Raw genomic sequence first — 14,941 nt, forward strand, 5'->3', positions numbered from 1 at the left:
AAACACTATTTTAGCATTGTTTTTCTAAAGGTATCGACATGCAAAATAGAGATCAAAAAAAGAATCAGCTTGAGAATATTATAAAATCTTCAACGGATGCTATTCAGAATCAGTTGATTGACTACAAAGACAAGGGCAAAAATATCCTCGTTGTTGGGGGTATTATCGTTGCTGCTTATGCTTTTTCTCGACTATTTACAGACAAAGAGGACGAAGATGAGGTTAAAACTTTAGAAACCACGAAAGAGCCTTCATTTCTTGGTTCGGCTGTGACGGGTGTAGTTACCTCTGTACTTTTAACCTTGGCCAAAAATAAAATTCTGGAGCTAATAGAGCAACTAAACGAGAATGAACAGCCTAATAAATAAAATATCAGCAAATAGTGTTTCTGGTAAAAAAGCATTTGCTGTATTATTGGATCCAGACAAACTAGATGCAGAGACCTTATCTGAGCGAATTACTGCTCTAAATTCAGCAGAGGTTGATTTCATTTTTGTTGGTGGCAGTCTTATTTCTACTGACAACATGGATATGGTTTTGAGCGAACTGAAAGAAAAAACCACCGTTCCTAAAATAATCTTTCCTGGAAATGGGCTCCATATAAATGACAAAGCAGACGGAATCTTGCTCTTGTCGCTTATCTCGGGAAGAAATCCGGATTTTCTGATAGGTCAGCATGTGGTTTCGGCTCCAATTTTGAAAAGAAGCAGTTTGGAAAAAATACCAACAGGGTACATTTTAGTTGATGGAGGCAAACCAACCACAGTATCTTACATTAGCAATACTTTTCCAATACCAAATAACAAACCCGACGTAGCTGCCGCCACTGCCATGGCTGGCGAAATGCTTGGGCTCAAAGTTATCTATTTAGATGCAGGATCAGGTGCTCAAAACCCTGTGAATGAATCTATTATATCCACAGTAAAAAAGCATACAGATATTCCTCTGATAGTAGGTGGCGGCTTGAATACTATAGCCAAAGCATCGAACGCTCTTGCCGCAGGAGCCGATATGATAGTTGTCGGGAATGCAATAGAATCTAACCCGGACTTTCTACATGAAATCTCTCAACTCATAGCCTCCTATAACCTCAGCGAAGCATAATGCAAAGGGTACTATTGGGCCTGGGTACTAACCTTGGCGACAAAATTAAAAACTTACAGATCGCTTTAAAGGCACTTTCAAACCAACTAGGAGAAATAACTAAAATTTCTAGTGTCTATGAAACCGAAGCTTGGGGAGTTCAAAATCAAGACAATTATTACAATATAGTCATAGAGATAAACACCAATTTTTTTCCTTTGGGTTTGATTCAGAAAATTCTTGCAATAGAAAGTTCTTTGGGTAGAATTAGAGAAAAAAAATGGGATAGCCGAATTATAGACATCGACATTCTATTTTACGAAAATTATGTCATTTCAACAGATCATTTACGACTGCCACACCCTTTTTTAGAAAAAAGAAACTTTGTATTAGAACCTTTAAATGAAGTAGTTCGTGATTTTACTCACCCCAAACTCAGAAAAACGATTTCAGAACTAAAGTCTACCTGTTCCGACAAAAGTTGGATAAAAAAACTAAACATCAAACTGCAACGGGAGCTTTAATGAGCGGATAAGGGTCGTAGTTTTCTAGCGTAAAATCTTCGTATGTAAAATCAAAAACAGACTTCACCTCAGGATTCAATTTCATAGTTGGTAATGCACGTGGTGTACGTGACAATTGTAAATTTACCTGTTCTAAGTGATTAGAATAAATATGCGTATCGCCACCTGTCCATACAAAATCACCCAAGTCTAATCCACATTCCTGAGCAATCATCATTGTCAAAAGTGCATAAGAAGCAATATTGAAAGGAACTCCCAAAAATACATCAGCGGAGCGTTGATACAATTGACAAGACAGCTTGTTATCAGCCACATAGAACTGAAAAAAGGCATGACATGGCATTAGAGCCATTTCTGATAGTTCACCAACGTTCCAGGCAGAAACTATTATTCTACGAGAATCAGGGCTGCTTTTTAGCTGCTTTAAAACCTCTTTTAATTGGTCAATTTCACCATTTTTACTATCCCAAGAACGCCATTGCTTGCCATAAACTGGCCCCAAATCTCCATTTTCATCAGCCCACTCATCCCAGATTTTTACTCCATTCTCTTTAAGATACTGGATATTAGTTTCTCCCTTAATAAACCACAATAGCTCATGTACAACGGACTTCAAATGTATTTTTTTTGTAGTTACCAAGGGAAACCCTTCGTTTAGATCGAATCGCATTTGATAACCAAAAACACTGATGGTGCCCGTGCCTGTGCGGTCAGTTTTTTCAGTTCCGTTTTCTAAAATATGTTTGAGGAGGTCGTGATATTGTTTCATTGGGTAGTATAAATTCAAAAATTGCTACAAAAATAGCAAAAAAAAGGCTTCGCCGTAACGAAGCCATCTTTAACAATAAAAATCTAACAAAATATTATTTTTTCATACAAGACTTTTGCTCTTCTTTAGTGCAAACTGCTTTGCATTCTTGTTTGGACATTTCAGTACAGCAAGCTGAAGATTTCATTTTTCTGCTTTTCTTTCTTTCTCTATTTAGTGGAGAATCTGCCGCAAATGAAGACATTGACAAACCTACTAAAACTGCGATTAATGCTATTGACTTTTTCATTTTTCCTAGTGTTATTTTTATATTTACTAGGAGCATTTCAAACTGCGTGCCAAATTAGGCATTAATCTCAAAAGAATGTGTAATTTCCGCCGAACTAGCCAATTGAGCCGTTGCAGAGCAGTATTTTTCCATTGAAAGAGCAATAGCTTTTTCTACTTTAGATTTGTCCAAATTGCCTTTGAAAATAAAATGAATATTGATTTTACGAAAAGGCGACATTTCTGTCCCTTCTATTTTTACTCTTTCCCCATCAATTACCAATTTTAGATCTTCCAAAGGCTGCCTTTGTTTTTTGAGGATGAGAATTAAATCTATGGAGGTACAACCGCCCAGACCCATTAACAACAATTCCATTGGCCTTGCTCCAGCATTATGGCCGCCAATATTTTCAGCCGCATCAATATTCACCGCTATTCCAGAAGCCCCTTTAGCCTCGAAATGAAAGGCATCGTCTACCCTATTTAATTCAACTTTCATCTTTCAATTACTAAATGTTTGTTTTCGTTTTGCTTAGCTCAATCTAAATGTGCAGCAGCATCTTTCTGGCAACAACCAGGCAATGCATCATGTGATTTTTGATTGGCCACCACCTCGTCTGCATCATATCCAATCTTCGAAATCGAAGCCTTGAGAGCAGCCGGAGTGGTTTTCTTTGGATTGTAAACAATGCTAACAGTTTTGTCGTTCAAATCAAGGTTTACTTTTTGCACTCCTTTGGTTTTTCCCATGTCGCCCTCTATTCTGGCCTTACACATACCGCATTTGGCTGAGGTTTTAAATTTGGCTACCGCGGTTTTAGATTCGCTTTGGGCCGAGGCAGAAAAGTTCAGAGCCAAAATTGTGATAATTAATGCTGCAATTTTCTTCATTTTATTTGTTTGTTTTATGTTTAAATTATTATTTTTTGCTCGTTAAATAAGTTTGTATCTGAAACCAGTGTAAATAGTCGCACCAACTACTGGCCCCCAAGCCATTCCGGCGTCAAAATGTGTACTAAAAGGGTGTTGAGGTTTATAAATCGGGTCTTTTTGTTTAAAACCTGTTAAGTTTTCACCACCGAGATAATACTCAAATCTTGGAAAATTACGTGACACCTGGCCGTTAAGATTCACAAAAGAAGGAGCAAAGGTGGTGGGCATAGAAAAATATGACTTATGGTCTGCCGAGGCCTCCATGTCTGCAATTCTTCTTTTTCCATTCCATTGAAGCGTTCCATCTATTTTCCACTTTTCATAAGGAAATGCGTAGCCTACATTCAATAAAACTCTTTCTTTGGGCAGAAACATTTTGTCCAATAAAACCTTTTCACCATACGGTTTACCCATAGTTTGTTGAATCTGAACATATCTATAAGCCAGTTTTACTTCCCAATTTTTTACTGGGCCATAGTTCAACTCCAGTAGAGCACTTTTAGCATTGGATTTACCTTCTGTATTATAAAAATAAAGGTATTCGGCATGCTCCATATCGGCTATCATTTGGTTTTCAAAATGCGTGTAATAAAACTCTCCCGCGATACTCAACTTCTTAATATTGACCATATAACTTGAACCAAAGGTCCAAGTAACCTCAGGGTTTAGAGGCTCCAAAATTCTTACAGACCTACTGCTGACCAAGTTACCATAATACTCTGCCAAAGGATTCGCAACCCTGAAACCACGTCCCGCAGATAGTCTTAGAGTTTGATTTTGACCAAATTCTTGCTTAAAATGAATTCTTGGAGAAAACTGGTTACCATAAAGATTATGGAAATCGTTTCTAAGACCTACCAAAAGGTTAGTTCTGTCGAGGTGATTAAATGAATATTCGAAAAAAGCCCCGGGAACAATTTCATTTCTTTTCAAAGCTATAGCTGCATAATCTTCATCGTAATTATCATTCAAAAAACTCAAGCCTGTTTTGTAGGTATGATTGGTATTTCCAATAATGTCCTGATAGATAAGGTTACCATAAAGTGTATTTTGATTGGCAAAATAGGGTTTGAAACCAAAATACGAATCAGAATTATGCGTAGAAGCATTTAGAATTAAACCTAGGCCGCGATAGGGTTTATCTGGGAAAAGAATAGCCGTCTTGGAGAAAAACTCTACCCTTTGGGTATTGTTTGTAAACCCATAAGAATTCGGCGTATTTTCTCTACTTTCAAAACTCACCTGACCTCCTACTCTATTCTCTTTTAAGTATTTAAGTCCAAATTGAGCCACTAATCTATCAGAAGTATATTTCCAACGATTCAATAAATTCACTTGGTCATATTTGGGTAAATCCAAGAAACCGTCACCATTGTTATCGATTTTAGTTTTAAGAAATGAGCCATGACTTAGTAATCCTACAGCCCATTTCTTACTCAGTTTTTTGGCTAAATTCAGATTGGCCTCAGACCTTCCGAAATTATTGAAATACATATTCAAAAGTACTCTTTCTGACGCCTCAGGCTTTTTTAACTCAACATTTAGGGCTCCTATCATATTTTCGTAGCCGTTCACTACTGAGCCTACACCCTTGCCCACATCTATAGATTGTATCCAAGTGCCTGGCACATAATTAAAACCAAAAGTAGATGCCAATCCTCTGATGTTTGGAATATTCTCGATGTTGGTTTGTACATAGGTACCCGACAGACCCAAAAGTTGGATTTGTTTAGAGCCCGTAACGGCATCAGCATAACTTACACTTACTGAAGCATTGGTTTCGAAACTCTCTGACAGGTTGCAACATGCCGCTTTGGCCAAGGTCTTTGTGGTAATAATTTCGGTATGAATAGGAGAAAGCTTATCTATTAATGTCGCATTTCCGTTAACTATTACACCCTCAAGTTGTTGGCTTTCTTCTTTTAAACTAACATTGAGGTAATTTGAATTTTCGACGACCAAGGTATCAGGAAAATACCCTAAAAACTTAAATATCAAAAACTTGCCATCAGCAGGTTTATCTATTTTAAAAAGTCCTTCTTGATCTGTAAAGACAGCAGAATTGGTATTATTCGACCAAAAAACAAGTACTCCAGGCAATGGTTGCTTAGATTTGTCCGTAACTTTTCCCTCAATAAACTGAGCAAAGGACGGAATACTTATAAAAATAAAGAAAATGATGTATTTCATGATTTGAATGTTTTGTAAAACAATGATTTAAACTTATCCCGAAATAGGGAACAGCAAATCTCAAATCAGAAATTGGTCGTGAAGTATGAAAAGTTTGGTTTTGGGTGGTGAAGAGTTCGATGATACAAAAACTACAGACTTTTCAGCTGCAAAATCAACAACAGAAAAAATGAAGGCCGGTCTTTGAAAAGATCCTTCTAGGTAATCAAAAACAGGGGTTGTAAAATGAATTTGTTGAGCATTATCAACTTTCTGAACCTTGAAGCTGAGTTCGCAGCAAGAAGCTTTTTTGAATTCCGGAGTTTTGCTCTCCTGTTTTACAGAAAACTTACCTGCACATGTTTTGGCTTCAAAAGAAACCGTTTTCTGGTTAGTAATTAAGCAAATATGCTCATAATAAGCAAAGGCATGAGAACTTACCAAGATGGTAAGCACCATAAAAACAGTAAATATTTTCTGTAATTTTTGCTTCATTATAATTTTTAAACGAATACTTTATTAAAAAAGTTTATTTGAGACCATTTCTTAACTTCAAATTCCAAAATCATGCCAACCTAAGTATTTGACAGATAGATTGGAAATAATAAAATATCTGCTAAATTTGTTTAGCCAAAAGCCCAAAACCCTTCCATGAAAACCCTCGGAAACTTACTTCTATTCATTTTGTTTGTGAATGTCATCAGCACGCATGGACAAAATAACTCCGAGAAATCTACGCTAGAGCAACAACTTTCTGAAAAAATGCCGGATTCCGCAAGGGTCTTATTGCTCGAACAAATAGCAAAAAATTACTGGAACAACAATCTTGAAAAAGCCTTGAAATATGCCAATGATGGCTTGGAATTGGCAAACAAAATAAACTTTGAAAAAGGAAAAAATAGGTGCTTGAACCGGATTGGTGGAATATATGGCCGAATGGGTAACCACCAAAAAGCATTAATGACACTTTTTGAGGCCATAAAATTATCGAAAAAAATCAACGACCTAGAAGGACTAAGCAGAGCTCATATAAACCTTGGAGTGGTGTATGGTGAACAAAAGGATTACTATAAAGCCATTGAGTGTTATAAAGAAGCTTCGAGAATTTCAAGCGAATTGAGAAATGAAGAACTTAATCAACTGGCACTGATGAATATTGGTGCTGAATATGTACAACTAAAGCGTTATGATTCGGCGTATTTCTACACCGAAAAATCATATCTTATGGCTAAGAAGCTAAAGAGCGAGGATAATGGAATATTACTCTACAACCTCGGTAATATTCGATTCAAGAATGGTGAATATTCTAAGGCCCTGAAATACTTTAGAGAGAGCAGCATTCAGTCCAGAAAATCAAATAATGACAGGATTCTTTCCATGGGTCAATATATGGTGGCCAAAACCTTCCAAAACACCAATAATCTAGATTCTTCGCTTGTTTATGCAAAAGCAGCCAATACACTGTCAGAAAAATCAAAAAATTTGGAAATATTAGCCGAATCTGGCTTTTTGTTATCCGAATTGTACGAAAAGTCGCAACCAGAGATTTCACTTCAATATTTCAAAAAAGCCACCGCTGCCAAGGATAGCCTCTTTAATTTTAAGAAAAACCAAGAGATTCAACAGCTGATTTTTAATGAGAAAATTTTATCGCAAGAACTTGAATTTTCTAAAAAAGAACTAAAAAATAAGCAGATAATAGCTGTCATAATTTCGCTTTTAGCTATTTTGGCGATGGTCGTACTTAATTTATATGTGCTGAACAAAAACAAATCTAAAGCAAATAGAGAGCTTTCTGACCAGAAAAATCTGATAGAAAAACAAAAGTTAGAAATAGAAGCTTCGCTCGAAAAACTAAAAAACACGCAAAAGCAACTTATACTTCAAGAAAAACTTGCCTCCTTGGGTGAATTAACAGCGGGAATTGCTCACGAGATTCAAAATCCATTGAATTTTGTCACAAACTTTTCGGAATTAAGCATTGAATTGTCGGCCGAATTGAAAGCTTTACTTCAAAACAATCCTTCCAATAACAAAAATGATATAGAAGATTTGATAGAAAGCTTAATAGCTAATTTATCTAAAATTCAAAACCATGGAAATAGGGCAAGTAGTATAGTCAAAAATATGCTGGAACACTCCAGGGGACAAAAAAGTGAGATGATTTTGGCAAACATAAATCAACTTTCTGAGGAATATTTGAGATTGTCCTACCATGGAATGCGTGCTAAATACACTGGTTTTAATTCGGAATTTGAAACCAAATTAGATGAGAACCTACCTGAAATTAAAATATATAATGGCGACATCGGAAGGGTTTTGCTAAATCTCTTCAACAACGCATTTTATGCCGTAAACAGCAGAGCTAAAACTGAAAATAAAAAAGAGTTTCATCCAAAGGTAATTCTGCAAACCGAGAAACAGAATATTGAAGGAAAAGAGTTTGTAAAAATAACCGTAGAAGATAATGGTACCGGAATTAAGGAAGAGATTAAAGATAAAATTTTCCAGCCTTTTTTTACCACAAAGCCTACGGGTCAAGGTACTGGCTTGGGTTTATCATTAAGCAGAGATATAATCATCAACGGACATTCAGGCACTTTGGATATAGAGTCTGAAGAAGGGAAAGGGACGAAATTCATCATACAACTGCCTGTAATTCAGTAAATTTTGTAAGTATAATTTTGCCAGTAGTTAATTTTATTTATCTTTATGTAGTTTAACCCTTAAAATATAATATCATGAAAGCTTCAGTTCAAAAATCATTACTATTTTCGCTAGTTTTCTTGTCAAATATCATGGCTTTTGCCCAACCCTCTGCCCGAGGAGGTGCTGGCAGTGACGATAATGAGTGGATTAAATTCTTGATTATCGGATTAGTTGTTGGGGCTATTTTAGGTTTTCTGGGCGGTAAATATGCTGGAAATTCAAAAAAGTAAAGTCATTAAATTGTTGAAATCGAAATGCAGTCTTTTGGCTGCATTTTTTGTTTCAAATGTGATCGTATGCAAAAACAAGCGGAACAATTGAGCCAATTTTATGATTCTTGGAAACTAAAAACTTCATTTTCTTAGGATCTCTCCCATCATAATCAATTAAATCCTGTGATATCAGCTCATCTCCAAAAATCATTTTAATCTTTCGATCAAATGCAACATCCTTCAGTTTATTTAATTCTTCTTGATACTTATTGATATCCAACTTTTTTAGAGAAAACAAGAAAACCACCTTTTCTCGGCCTTTTGGCCCTGATAGTTTCCAACTGTTTTCCAAGGGAAAAATATATTTAGAGCGAGCGTTTAATTTGAAAAAATCTGAATCGTTAAACTCATCGGGAAAAACTTTATTCACTTCATCTTCGTCTTTGTTTTCATCCAAAATATAAATGAAAAAATCGTTATCGGTTTTGACAAAAAAACGAAATTGACTTCCATGCACCACGGGCTCCTTAAAATTGTAGGAGGTTAGAAAATTCGATGAATCCAAATTGTAATTTTTTCTAACCTCGGCTTCATTTTCAGAACTAAATTGGTCAAAGGAAGAACCAAACTGGTTGGTCAAAAATGATACTTCTCCGGCAAATTTCATTTCCCCCTTCGGAATTTTGGGTAAAATAGCCTGATAAGCTTGTTTTGCAAGCCGCTCATAATCAGTATATAAAATCCAAAAAAAACCATCATCGCCCCAACGATGCCCATTACTGTTAACTATTTTGAATGCTCCTTTTCCACCGAACTTCGTGTCATCATATCCCACAACACATACACCGTGACCTTGAATAAGATTGGCATCCTCTGGTTTCCAAAGAGCAAACTCTTCATCTTCCAAACCAAAAAACTCCTTAATTTTGTGCCAAATCCAGTCCAGCCGGCCAAGCTTCTTGAGCGTTACGTTCACCTGCAAGCCTACCACCAATGGCAGATTTTCGGCCAAAGACTTCTTGGTTGCAATCACTTTGTTTCCATCGTCAATAAGACTGAAAAGTCTGACATAATCTAATATTTGTGAATTCGTTTCAGGTTTAAATTTTGACAAGTCTGGATTACAATTGGGATAAGGTAATTGTTCATACTTGACCGCACCTTTTGTTTTGAGTGCCTCCATGGCGTCTTCTATGTAGGTGTAGGTTTTACAATCTTTTTTTACTGAATCTCGCCTAATGAGTGCATATATGTAGGAGGGTGAATATCTCAGAGCGTCTACGTCACTATTTTCATTGGTAATACCTAAACGAATGGCCTCCAACATGGTGCGTAGATAATAGGTGGTAGCCACAGGAATACAGGTATCGAAGTTTTCTTGGTCTATCACCGATGGTACATATTTTGACAAATCAACTTTTTGAGGTAGCTTATTTGCAAACAGACCAATATTTACGGCCTTTTGAGGGATTTTGGAAGACAACACGCTGTCTGTCATCCATCCTTGTCCGAGAGCGGAGTTAAACACAAAAAAAAGTAATATAACTACTAGCCTCATATTTAATCAGTTTTCTACCAACATCATCGATGTGATTTTTGAAAAATTTTTATTTCTCCTTAGCGAACCTTCCCTCACTTCTATACTGTCGATTTTGGGCCGTGCCTTATCCAGTTTTTGAAAGTATTCTTCCAAGCCAAGGCTCGAGCTGCTTGAAATCGCATTGGAGTTTGACTTAGGAGGCTTGACTTTCAAAACTGAACCTCTCTCAAAATAGCCTGAAATTTCATTTTTAAGAACTTTTTTCTTTGGTAAAGAAGTGGTTCGAATATAATCCAAAAATAGTTCATTAACACGTGCCTCGGTAGGTAGTTTTTTAAAATCTGGAAGTAGAAACTGTGGAGTTGTACTTACCAAATTACACATGACCGGAACAGCCCTTTTGTAATCAAAAATAAATGGTTTTGGAAGAGGCGTAAAGATTTTCGATAGGCTCAGTTCACCTACATCATTCAGAGCAGTATTTGATATGACATTGTTGAAGTTTTTGTACACTTGATCGGTAAAATTACCAAGGTACTTATTTTTTTGTAAGTTTCTGGAATGACCACTGGCAACCTCAATTATACCACATTCGGACAAAAATAACTGGTTTACAATAGGTCGAAGAAATGACTCACGTGCTTGCATTCCCTCCCTGATGGGGTAGCCTTTGGGTAAATCTGCCCATAATAGTTCATGAATTTTTTGATATAGAGGCGACAAAATATTAAGAATTTGGCGGCTACGATACAGGCTATCAATGATTGGATTGTAATACTTATTTCTTCTATCATTTTTATCTACCTCATTAATATAACCGTAACTATGTTTTTCAATATTATTAATTTCGATTTGATAGTTCTTTGTTTTGTCAGGAAAACCAAATTCGGGATACTGTAGGAGCCTATTTTTTGCCAATTGAATAGATATGCTATTTTCATAATCTTCCACATTGATAATTTTTAGGCTGTCTAAACTTTTCAGAATGCTCAAATAATAATTCCATTCAGCTTCGCTTAATAACAAGGTGTGGAACGAGAGCTTGTTTTCAATTACACTGTCTAGCTTGTATTGAAGCGGATTTTTGAAATTTAGTAAATTTCCTGAATTATAAAGAATATCAATAATATGCTTAATACTTTCCTCCTTAAACATGTTTAAGCCCTTAAAATTAACAATGTCCTTGTCCAGGAACCCTACTTTCCTATAATTCTCTAACCGCCCATGAAAAATTTTCAGTCGTCTGGTCAAACTTGTATCCATTTTTAAGGCAGATTTTAAATCTAAATAGCCCTCCAAACTATCTAAAGTATTGTAGTATTTATCTATTTCTTTCTCCGAAAGAAGTTCCAAAGGAGAAATCTGTGGCCTATTTACATAATCTATCAAACTGTCTAATTTCTGTAATAAAGGCTCATTGGTATTCAATAATTGTTTTTTCAGAAAAATACTGTCGACTAAATCTGCCAAATCCTCATGACCAAAATTGGTCAACTTATAATTGCTTAATGGAACAAAAGGTAGTTTTTTAATTTGTGTTGAGCGATAGTTTGAATTGTTATCTGAGGTATTTGGAAAACCATATTTTTTGTAAGATTCTAATCTATTATAGATGATTTTCAATCTTTCTTGGGGCAATTGAAGAGGTTTATTCGGTATAAATTCAGCTATAAGCCGATTCAATTCATTTAAAGTTTCCAGGCAATAAGCAATCATTTCAGGTGATTCTGTATCCCAAAAGGTTGAAACCATTGGCTTATTTTCGAATAGATAGAATTCTTTTATTTTCAAGTTCAAGGTATCGTCAAAATCCAGTATCTTTTGTTTTCGAAAAAGTGAATCCACCAATATTTCCATATCAAATTCAGAAATTGATTGCGTCCGATATTTCCTTGGAGAAATTTCTAAAATCTGCTCGAGCCTATATCTGTCTTGAAAAGAAGAATGAGTGGAAATAGGCTGAGTAATATAGCTTGAGAGTCGATTAATTAATAATGAAGTATGCCATTTCTTTTCTAAGTCATTGATATTATGCAAATTTAACATTGCTTGGAGTTGAGCCAGACAATTATCTCGATATAAAGAATCCAAAGAATATTTTTTTAGAACTTGATTTTCCTCAAACCTTGAGACCTCTAGATTTTCTCTCAAAAAATGGTTATCAATACTCGAAGTCTGTATTCCATCCACATCGGGCGGCAGAAAAACCGTTTTTAAAAGTGAATAAGGCAAAACTTGGGGATAGAGAAGCGAGTAAGTTTCATCACAATCTGCCACCAATAAGGTTAATCTAGTTTTTAAAGTAGAAACTTTCTTTCTGATTTGATCAAACGAAAGCATTTTCTTGGTGTCTTGAAACTCCAAAAGCGGCACTTTTATGGTGGGCTTAGGATAAAATCCACGGCCGAGATAATAAAAAACTAGGATATCATCCCTTGTAAGAATTTTTAGGTTGCCCAAAGTATCCAGAACACCTTTTGCAGAAAAACCATATTTCTGCGTATGTAAGTACTTGATTTTAAGCTCAAAATCCAATTCTTTGGAAACTAACTCAAACATACTTCTGATTTTTTCTTCTTTCGAAAAATTTCTGACCGTGTAGGCATTATCCTCAACATCAGCTGCCAAAACAAGATGCAACTGGGGCCTTTGAGCTCGAGCCGTAAAAGCCAGAAAAAATAGTAAAAGAAGCTTTGTTTTCATTCAGGGCTAAATAATTTCAGTAATTAGGATGTAGTGATTTGAATTTTTCTTTTTATCAAGCTAATACTTCTTATCGAAAAAGAAAAGCAACACTATATCACATAAACTCTTTAAAATTAAGCATTTGAAAAACAAAGACAAACAAAATAAAGACAATTATCTGTACGCAAGACCAACAATTTGAAATTCACACCTTTTATTACTAGTTTTCACCAAACTTTATATGCTATGAAAATCTTATTTCTTTCTTATATCTTCCTTTTTACTATGATGGCCAAAGCTCAGACATTCAAGCAAAAACAAATGACCTATGAGCGAGTAAACGATGCTTTTGCAACCAAATGGCCTGATTTAGAGAAACTCATAAAATCAAAAGGATTTGATCCTCAAAGCTTTAGAATATTTATTCGGGTTTTTAAAGAAGAAATGAAAACCGAAATTTGGATTAGTGCTAGCAAAATGGAAAGTTTTAGTCTTTTAAAAACCTATGAGGTGGCCAAGTCCTCGGGAATTCTTGGCCCAAAACGAGCGGAAGGCGACCTGCAAGTGCCCGAAGGCTTTTATTATATTGAAAGATTTAATCCAGTGAGTACCTATCATCTTTCATTGGGAATTAACTATCCCAATGCTTCTGACAAAATATTAGGGAAAGAAAAACCTGGAAACGATATATTTATCCATGGTTCAGATGTAACGGTAGGTTGTGTTCCTTTGACAGATGACAAAATCAAGGAAGTTTATGCTTTGGCCGTTCAGGCAAGAAATAGTGGTCAAAAAAAGATTGAAGTGCACATATTTCCGTTTGAGATGACTGAAAAAAAACTGGATTCAAAAAAACTTAACGATAACTATAAATTTTGGAAAAGTATTCAACCTGGATATCTATATTTTGAACAAAATAAGATATTGCCAAAAGTTATAATCAATAAAGATGGGAAATATCTCTTCAAATAAGATTTTATCACCATAATTTCGGCAAAAACCTTGGAACTCTTTTTAAGTAATCCTTGTAAGCGGGATATTTTTCTGCAGAAATTTTCTCGCTAAAATCTGCACTTCCCTGGAAAAGCAAAAGTAAAAGTATGATACCCATCACTGACCAGTTGAGCCAACGACCACTAGCGGACACGCTAAACAAATAGAAAACTAGCCAGATAGATTGCTCAGCAAAATAATTTGGGTGTCGCATTTTACTCCATAGTCCTGTATCAACGAATCCTTTTGCATAATCACCTTCGAGCGGTTCTTTTGGAGCTTTTTTGGCATATTTTACAGTTTGGTAATTCCATTGTTGTTGGTCTGCGACGGTTTCAAAAATCAGAAAAAATAGGAACAATCCAGTTAAAATTAAATCAAAAAGTCCAAGAGGGTTTTCGCCTTGCCAAGCCACTATACTCGGCATTGTAAAAAGCAAAATCAAACTCATTTGATAGACACAAATAAAGAGGAGATGGAATAATTTCCATGCAATTTTACTTTTAAAGGCAGGATTTTGCCTCAAGACCTCCCAACGGTAATCTTCTTCACCTTGCCAAAACTTCCATGAATATCCTCCTCGCCTATTGAAATTGTAAGTAAGTCTAACTGCCCAAATTGTCACCAAAAAAGCCATTAATACTACTCTTGTATTGAAATCAGAGGCAAAAGCTACAATCCAAACATAGATTGCTGGCAATATGCTCCAAAGTTTATCAACCTGACTGTTGTTTTTGGTGATTTCTCCGATAATGAAAACAAAACCTGACAATCCTAACATCAATTTTACCAAAAAATAGAGCGTGCTGGTTTGAAAATCAGAAAGAGGATGATTGGTATCAAAATAAAAAGTAAAAACAGGTACAATGATCAACGCCAATATTAATAGCGATGAAATCAAGATAAGGTTGAATTTCATGGTTCAGAGATTAAATACTGAAGCAATAATAATAAATTTTTACCATGAAATCGAACACAGAAGACCCTGATTTTAAAATATCGCTGATGTGATTAACCTGATTTGGAGTTTGAATTTATTATTTTAGAAACTAAAGAT

Annotated in this window: 15 protein-coding genes; 6 read left to right on the plus strand and 9 right to left on the minus strand. The window is 35.5% G+C overall.

The annotated features are described in order from the left end of the window. The first annotated feature begins 38 nt into the window (after window positions 1-38). From EGI31_RS16665 to folK, 3 genes are read left to right on the plus strand one after another with little or no spacing between them, the layout of a single operon-like run. Window positions 39-368, plus strand: coding sequence for a hypothetical protein (locus tag EGI31_RS16665; protein ID WP_255038287.1), 330 nt, complete (start codon window positions 39-41; stop codon window positions 366-368). Next, on the plus strand, window positions 349-1,104 hold the full coding sequence (locus tag EGI31_RS16670; protein ID WP_255038288.1) for a phosphoglycerol geranylgeranyltransferase: 756 nt from the start codon (window positions 349-351) through the stop codon (window positions 1,102-1,104). Before EGI31_RS16665 ends, EGI31_RS16670 begins: the two co-directional genes overlap by 20 nt. After that, window positions 1,104-1,607, plus strand: coding sequence for a 2-amino-4-hydroxy-6-hydroxymethyldihydropteridine diphosphokinase (gene folK, locus EGI31_RS16675; protein WP_255038289.1), 504 nt, complete (start codon window positions 1,104-1,106; stop codon window positions 1,605-1,607). Before EGI31_RS16670 ends, folK begins: the two co-directional genes overlap by 1 nt. On the opposite strand, the gene EGI31_RS16680 is transcribed toward folK, so the two are convergent. The 6 genes from EGI31_RS16680 to EGI31_RS16705 form a co-directional block, all read right to left on the minus strand. Next, complete coding sequence (locus EGI31_RS16680) at window positions 1,585-2,376, minus strand: thymidylate synthase (protein WP_255038290.1); 792 nt, start codon at window positions 2,374-2,376, stop codon at window positions 1,585-1,587. The two genes, folK and EGI31_RS16680, sit on opposite strands and share 23 nt — an antisense overlap. 94 nt (window positions 2,377-2,470) lie before the next feature. Beyond that, window positions 2,471-2,665, minus strand: coding sequence for a hypothetical protein (locus EGI31_RS16685; RefSeq protein WP_255038291.1), 195 nt, complete (start codon window positions 2,663-2,665; stop codon window positions 2,471-2,473). A gap of 54 nt (window positions 2,666-2,719) precedes the next feature. Beyond that, window positions 2,720-3,142, minus strand: coding sequence for an OsmC family protein (locus tag EGI31_RS16690; RefSeq protein ID WP_255038292.1), 423 nt, complete (start codon window positions 3,140-3,142; stop codon window positions 2,720-2,722). Window positions 3,143-3,180: 38 nt separating this feature from the next. After that, the gene (locus tag EGI31_RS16695) at window positions 3,181-3,534 is read right to left on the minus strand and encodes a heavy-metal-associated domain-containing protein (protein ID WP_255038293.1); all 354 of its coding nucleotides are present in this window, start codon (window positions 3,532-3,534) and stop codon (window positions 3,181-3,183) included. A 42-nt stretch (window positions 3,535-3,576) separates the two neighbouring features. Beyond that, complete coding sequence (locus tag EGI31_RS16700; protein WP_255038294.1) at window positions 3,577-5,766, minus strand: TonB-dependent receptor; 2,190 nt, start codon at window positions 5,764-5,766, stop codon at window positions 3,577-3,579. Between the two features lie 60 nt (window positions 5,767-5,826). Beyond that, window positions 5,827-6,240: an HYC_CC_PP family protein gene (locus EGI31_RS16705; RefSeq protein ID WP_255038295.1), complete on the minus strand. Its 414-nt coding sequence runs from the start codon at window positions 6,238-6,240 to the stop codon at window positions 5,827-5,829. A 156-nt stretch (window positions 6,241-6,396) separates the two neighbouring features. Between EGI31_RS16705 and EGI31_RS16710 the strand changes: the two genes are divergently transcribed. Further along, the gene (locus tag EGI31_RS16710; protein WP_255038296.1) at window positions 6,397-8,412 is read left to right on the plus strand and encodes a tetratricopeptide repeat-containing sensor histidine kinase; all 2,016 of its coding nucleotides are present in this window, start codon (window positions 6,397-6,399) and stop codon (window positions 8,410-8,412) included. A gap of 74 nt (window positions 8,413-8,486) precedes the next feature. After that, the gene (locus EGI31_RS16715) at window positions 8,487-8,684 is read left to right on the plus strand and encodes a YhcB family protein (RefSeq protein WP_255038297.1); all 198 of its coding nucleotides are present in this window, start codon (window positions 8,487-8,489) and stop codon (window positions 8,682-8,684) included. A gap of 52 nt (window positions 8,685-8,736) precedes the next feature. On the opposite strand, the gene EGI31_RS16720 is transcribed toward EGI31_RS16715, so the two are convergent. Both EGI31_RS16720 and EGI31_RS16725 read right to left on the minus strand, forming a co-directional pair. Beyond that, a complete protein-coding gene (locus EGI31_RS16720; RefSeq protein WP_255038298.1) occupies window positions 8,737-10,224 on the minus strand; it encodes a DUF4384 domain-containing protein in 1,488 nt (495 codons plus the stop codon). A gap of 6 nt (window positions 10,225-10,230) precedes the next feature. After that, window positions 10,231-12,909, minus strand: a complete 2,679-nt coding sequence (locus tag EGI31_RS16725; RefSeq protein WP_255038299.1) for a hypothetical protein — start codon at window positions 12,907-12,909, stop codon at window positions 10,231-10,233. A 228-nt stretch (window positions 12,910-13,137) separates the two neighbouring features. Here EGI31_RS16725 and EGI31_RS16730 point away from each other — a divergent pair, with 228 nt between their 5' ends. Further along, window positions 13,138-13,863: a L,D-transpeptidase family protein gene (locus tag EGI31_RS16730; RefSeq protein WP_255038300.1), complete on the plus strand. Its 726-nt coding sequence runs from the start codon at window positions 13,138-13,140 to the stop codon at window positions 13,861-13,863. 7 nt (window positions 13,864-13,870) lie between these two features. On the opposite strand, the gene EGI31_RS16735 is transcribed toward EGI31_RS16730, so the two are convergent. Further along, a complete protein-coding gene (locus EGI31_RS16735; protein WP_255037893.1) occupies window positions 13,871-14,803 on the minus strand; it encodes a DUF1295 domain-containing protein in 933 nt (310 codons plus the stop codon). Between the last annotated feature and the right edge of the window lie 138 nt (window positions 14,804-14,941).

It is taken from the genome of Lacihabitans soyangensis, from assembly GCF_024343775.1.
Lineage (GTDB): Bacteria > Bacteroidota > Bacteroidia > Cytophagales > Spirosomataceae > Leadbetterella > Leadbetterella soyangensis.

Excerpts from the sequence above, each read along its gene's own strand:
- EGI31_RS16665 (WP_255038287.1), top strand. The coding sequence starts at position 39 with ATGCAAAATAGAGATCAAAAAAAGAATCAGCTTGAGAATATTATAAAA.
- EGI31_RS16670 (WP_255038288.1), top strand. The coding sequence starts at position 349 with ATGAACAGCCTAATAAATAAAATATCAGCAAATAGTGTTTCTGGTAAA.
- folK (WP_255038289.1), top strand. The coding sequence starts at position 1,104 with ATGCAAAGGGTACTATTGGGCCTGGGTACTAACCTTGGCGACAAAATT.
- EGI31_RS16680 (WP_255038290.1), bottom strand. The coding sequence starts at position 2,376 with ATGAAACAATATCACGACCTCCTCAAACATATTTTAGAAAACGGAACT.
- EGI31_RS16685 (WP_255038291.1), bottom strand. The coding sequence starts at position 2,665 with ATGAAAAAGTCAATAGCATTAATCGCAGTTTTAGTAGGTTTGTCAATG.
- EGI31_RS16690 (WP_255038292.1), bottom strand. The coding sequence starts at position 3,142 with ATGAAAGTTGAATTAAATAGGGTAGACGATGCCTTTCATTTCGAGGCT.
- EGI31_RS16695 (WP_255038293.1), bottom strand. The coding sequence starts at position 3,534 with ATGAAGAAAATTGCAGCATTAATTATCACAATTTTGGCTCTGAACTTT.
- EGI31_RS16700 (WP_255038294.1), bottom strand. The coding sequence starts at position 5,766 with ATGAAATACATCATTTTCTTTATTTTTATAAGTATTCCGTCCTTTGCT.
- EGI31_RS16705 (WP_255038295.1), bottom strand. The coding sequence starts at position 6,240 with ATGAAGCAAAAATTACAGAAAATATTTACTGTTTTTATGGTGCTTACC.
- EGI31_RS16710 (WP_255038296.1), top strand. The coding sequence starts at position 6,397 with ATGAAAACCCTCGGAAACTTACTTCTATTCATTTTGTTTGTGAATGTC.
- EGI31_RS16715 (WP_255038297.1), top strand. The coding sequence starts at position 8,487 with ATGAAAGCTTCAGTTCAAAAATCATTACTATTTTCGCTAGTTTTCTTG.
- EGI31_RS16720 (WP_255038298.1), bottom strand. The coding sequence starts at position 10,224 with ATGAGGCTAGTAGTTATATTACTTTTTTTTGTGTTTAACTCCGCTCTC.
- EGI31_RS16725 (WP_255038299.1), bottom strand. The coding sequence starts at position 12,909 with ATGAAAACAAAGCTTCTTTTACTATTTTTTCTGGCTTTTACGGCTCGA.
- EGI31_RS16730 (WP_255038300.1), top strand. The coding sequence starts at position 13,138 with ATGAAAATCTTATTTCTTTCTTATATCTTCCTTTTTACTATGATGGCC.
- EGI31_RS16735 (WP_255037893.1), bottom strand. The coding sequence starts at position 14,803 with ATGAAATTCAACCTTATCTTGATTTCATCGCTATTAATATTGGCGTTG.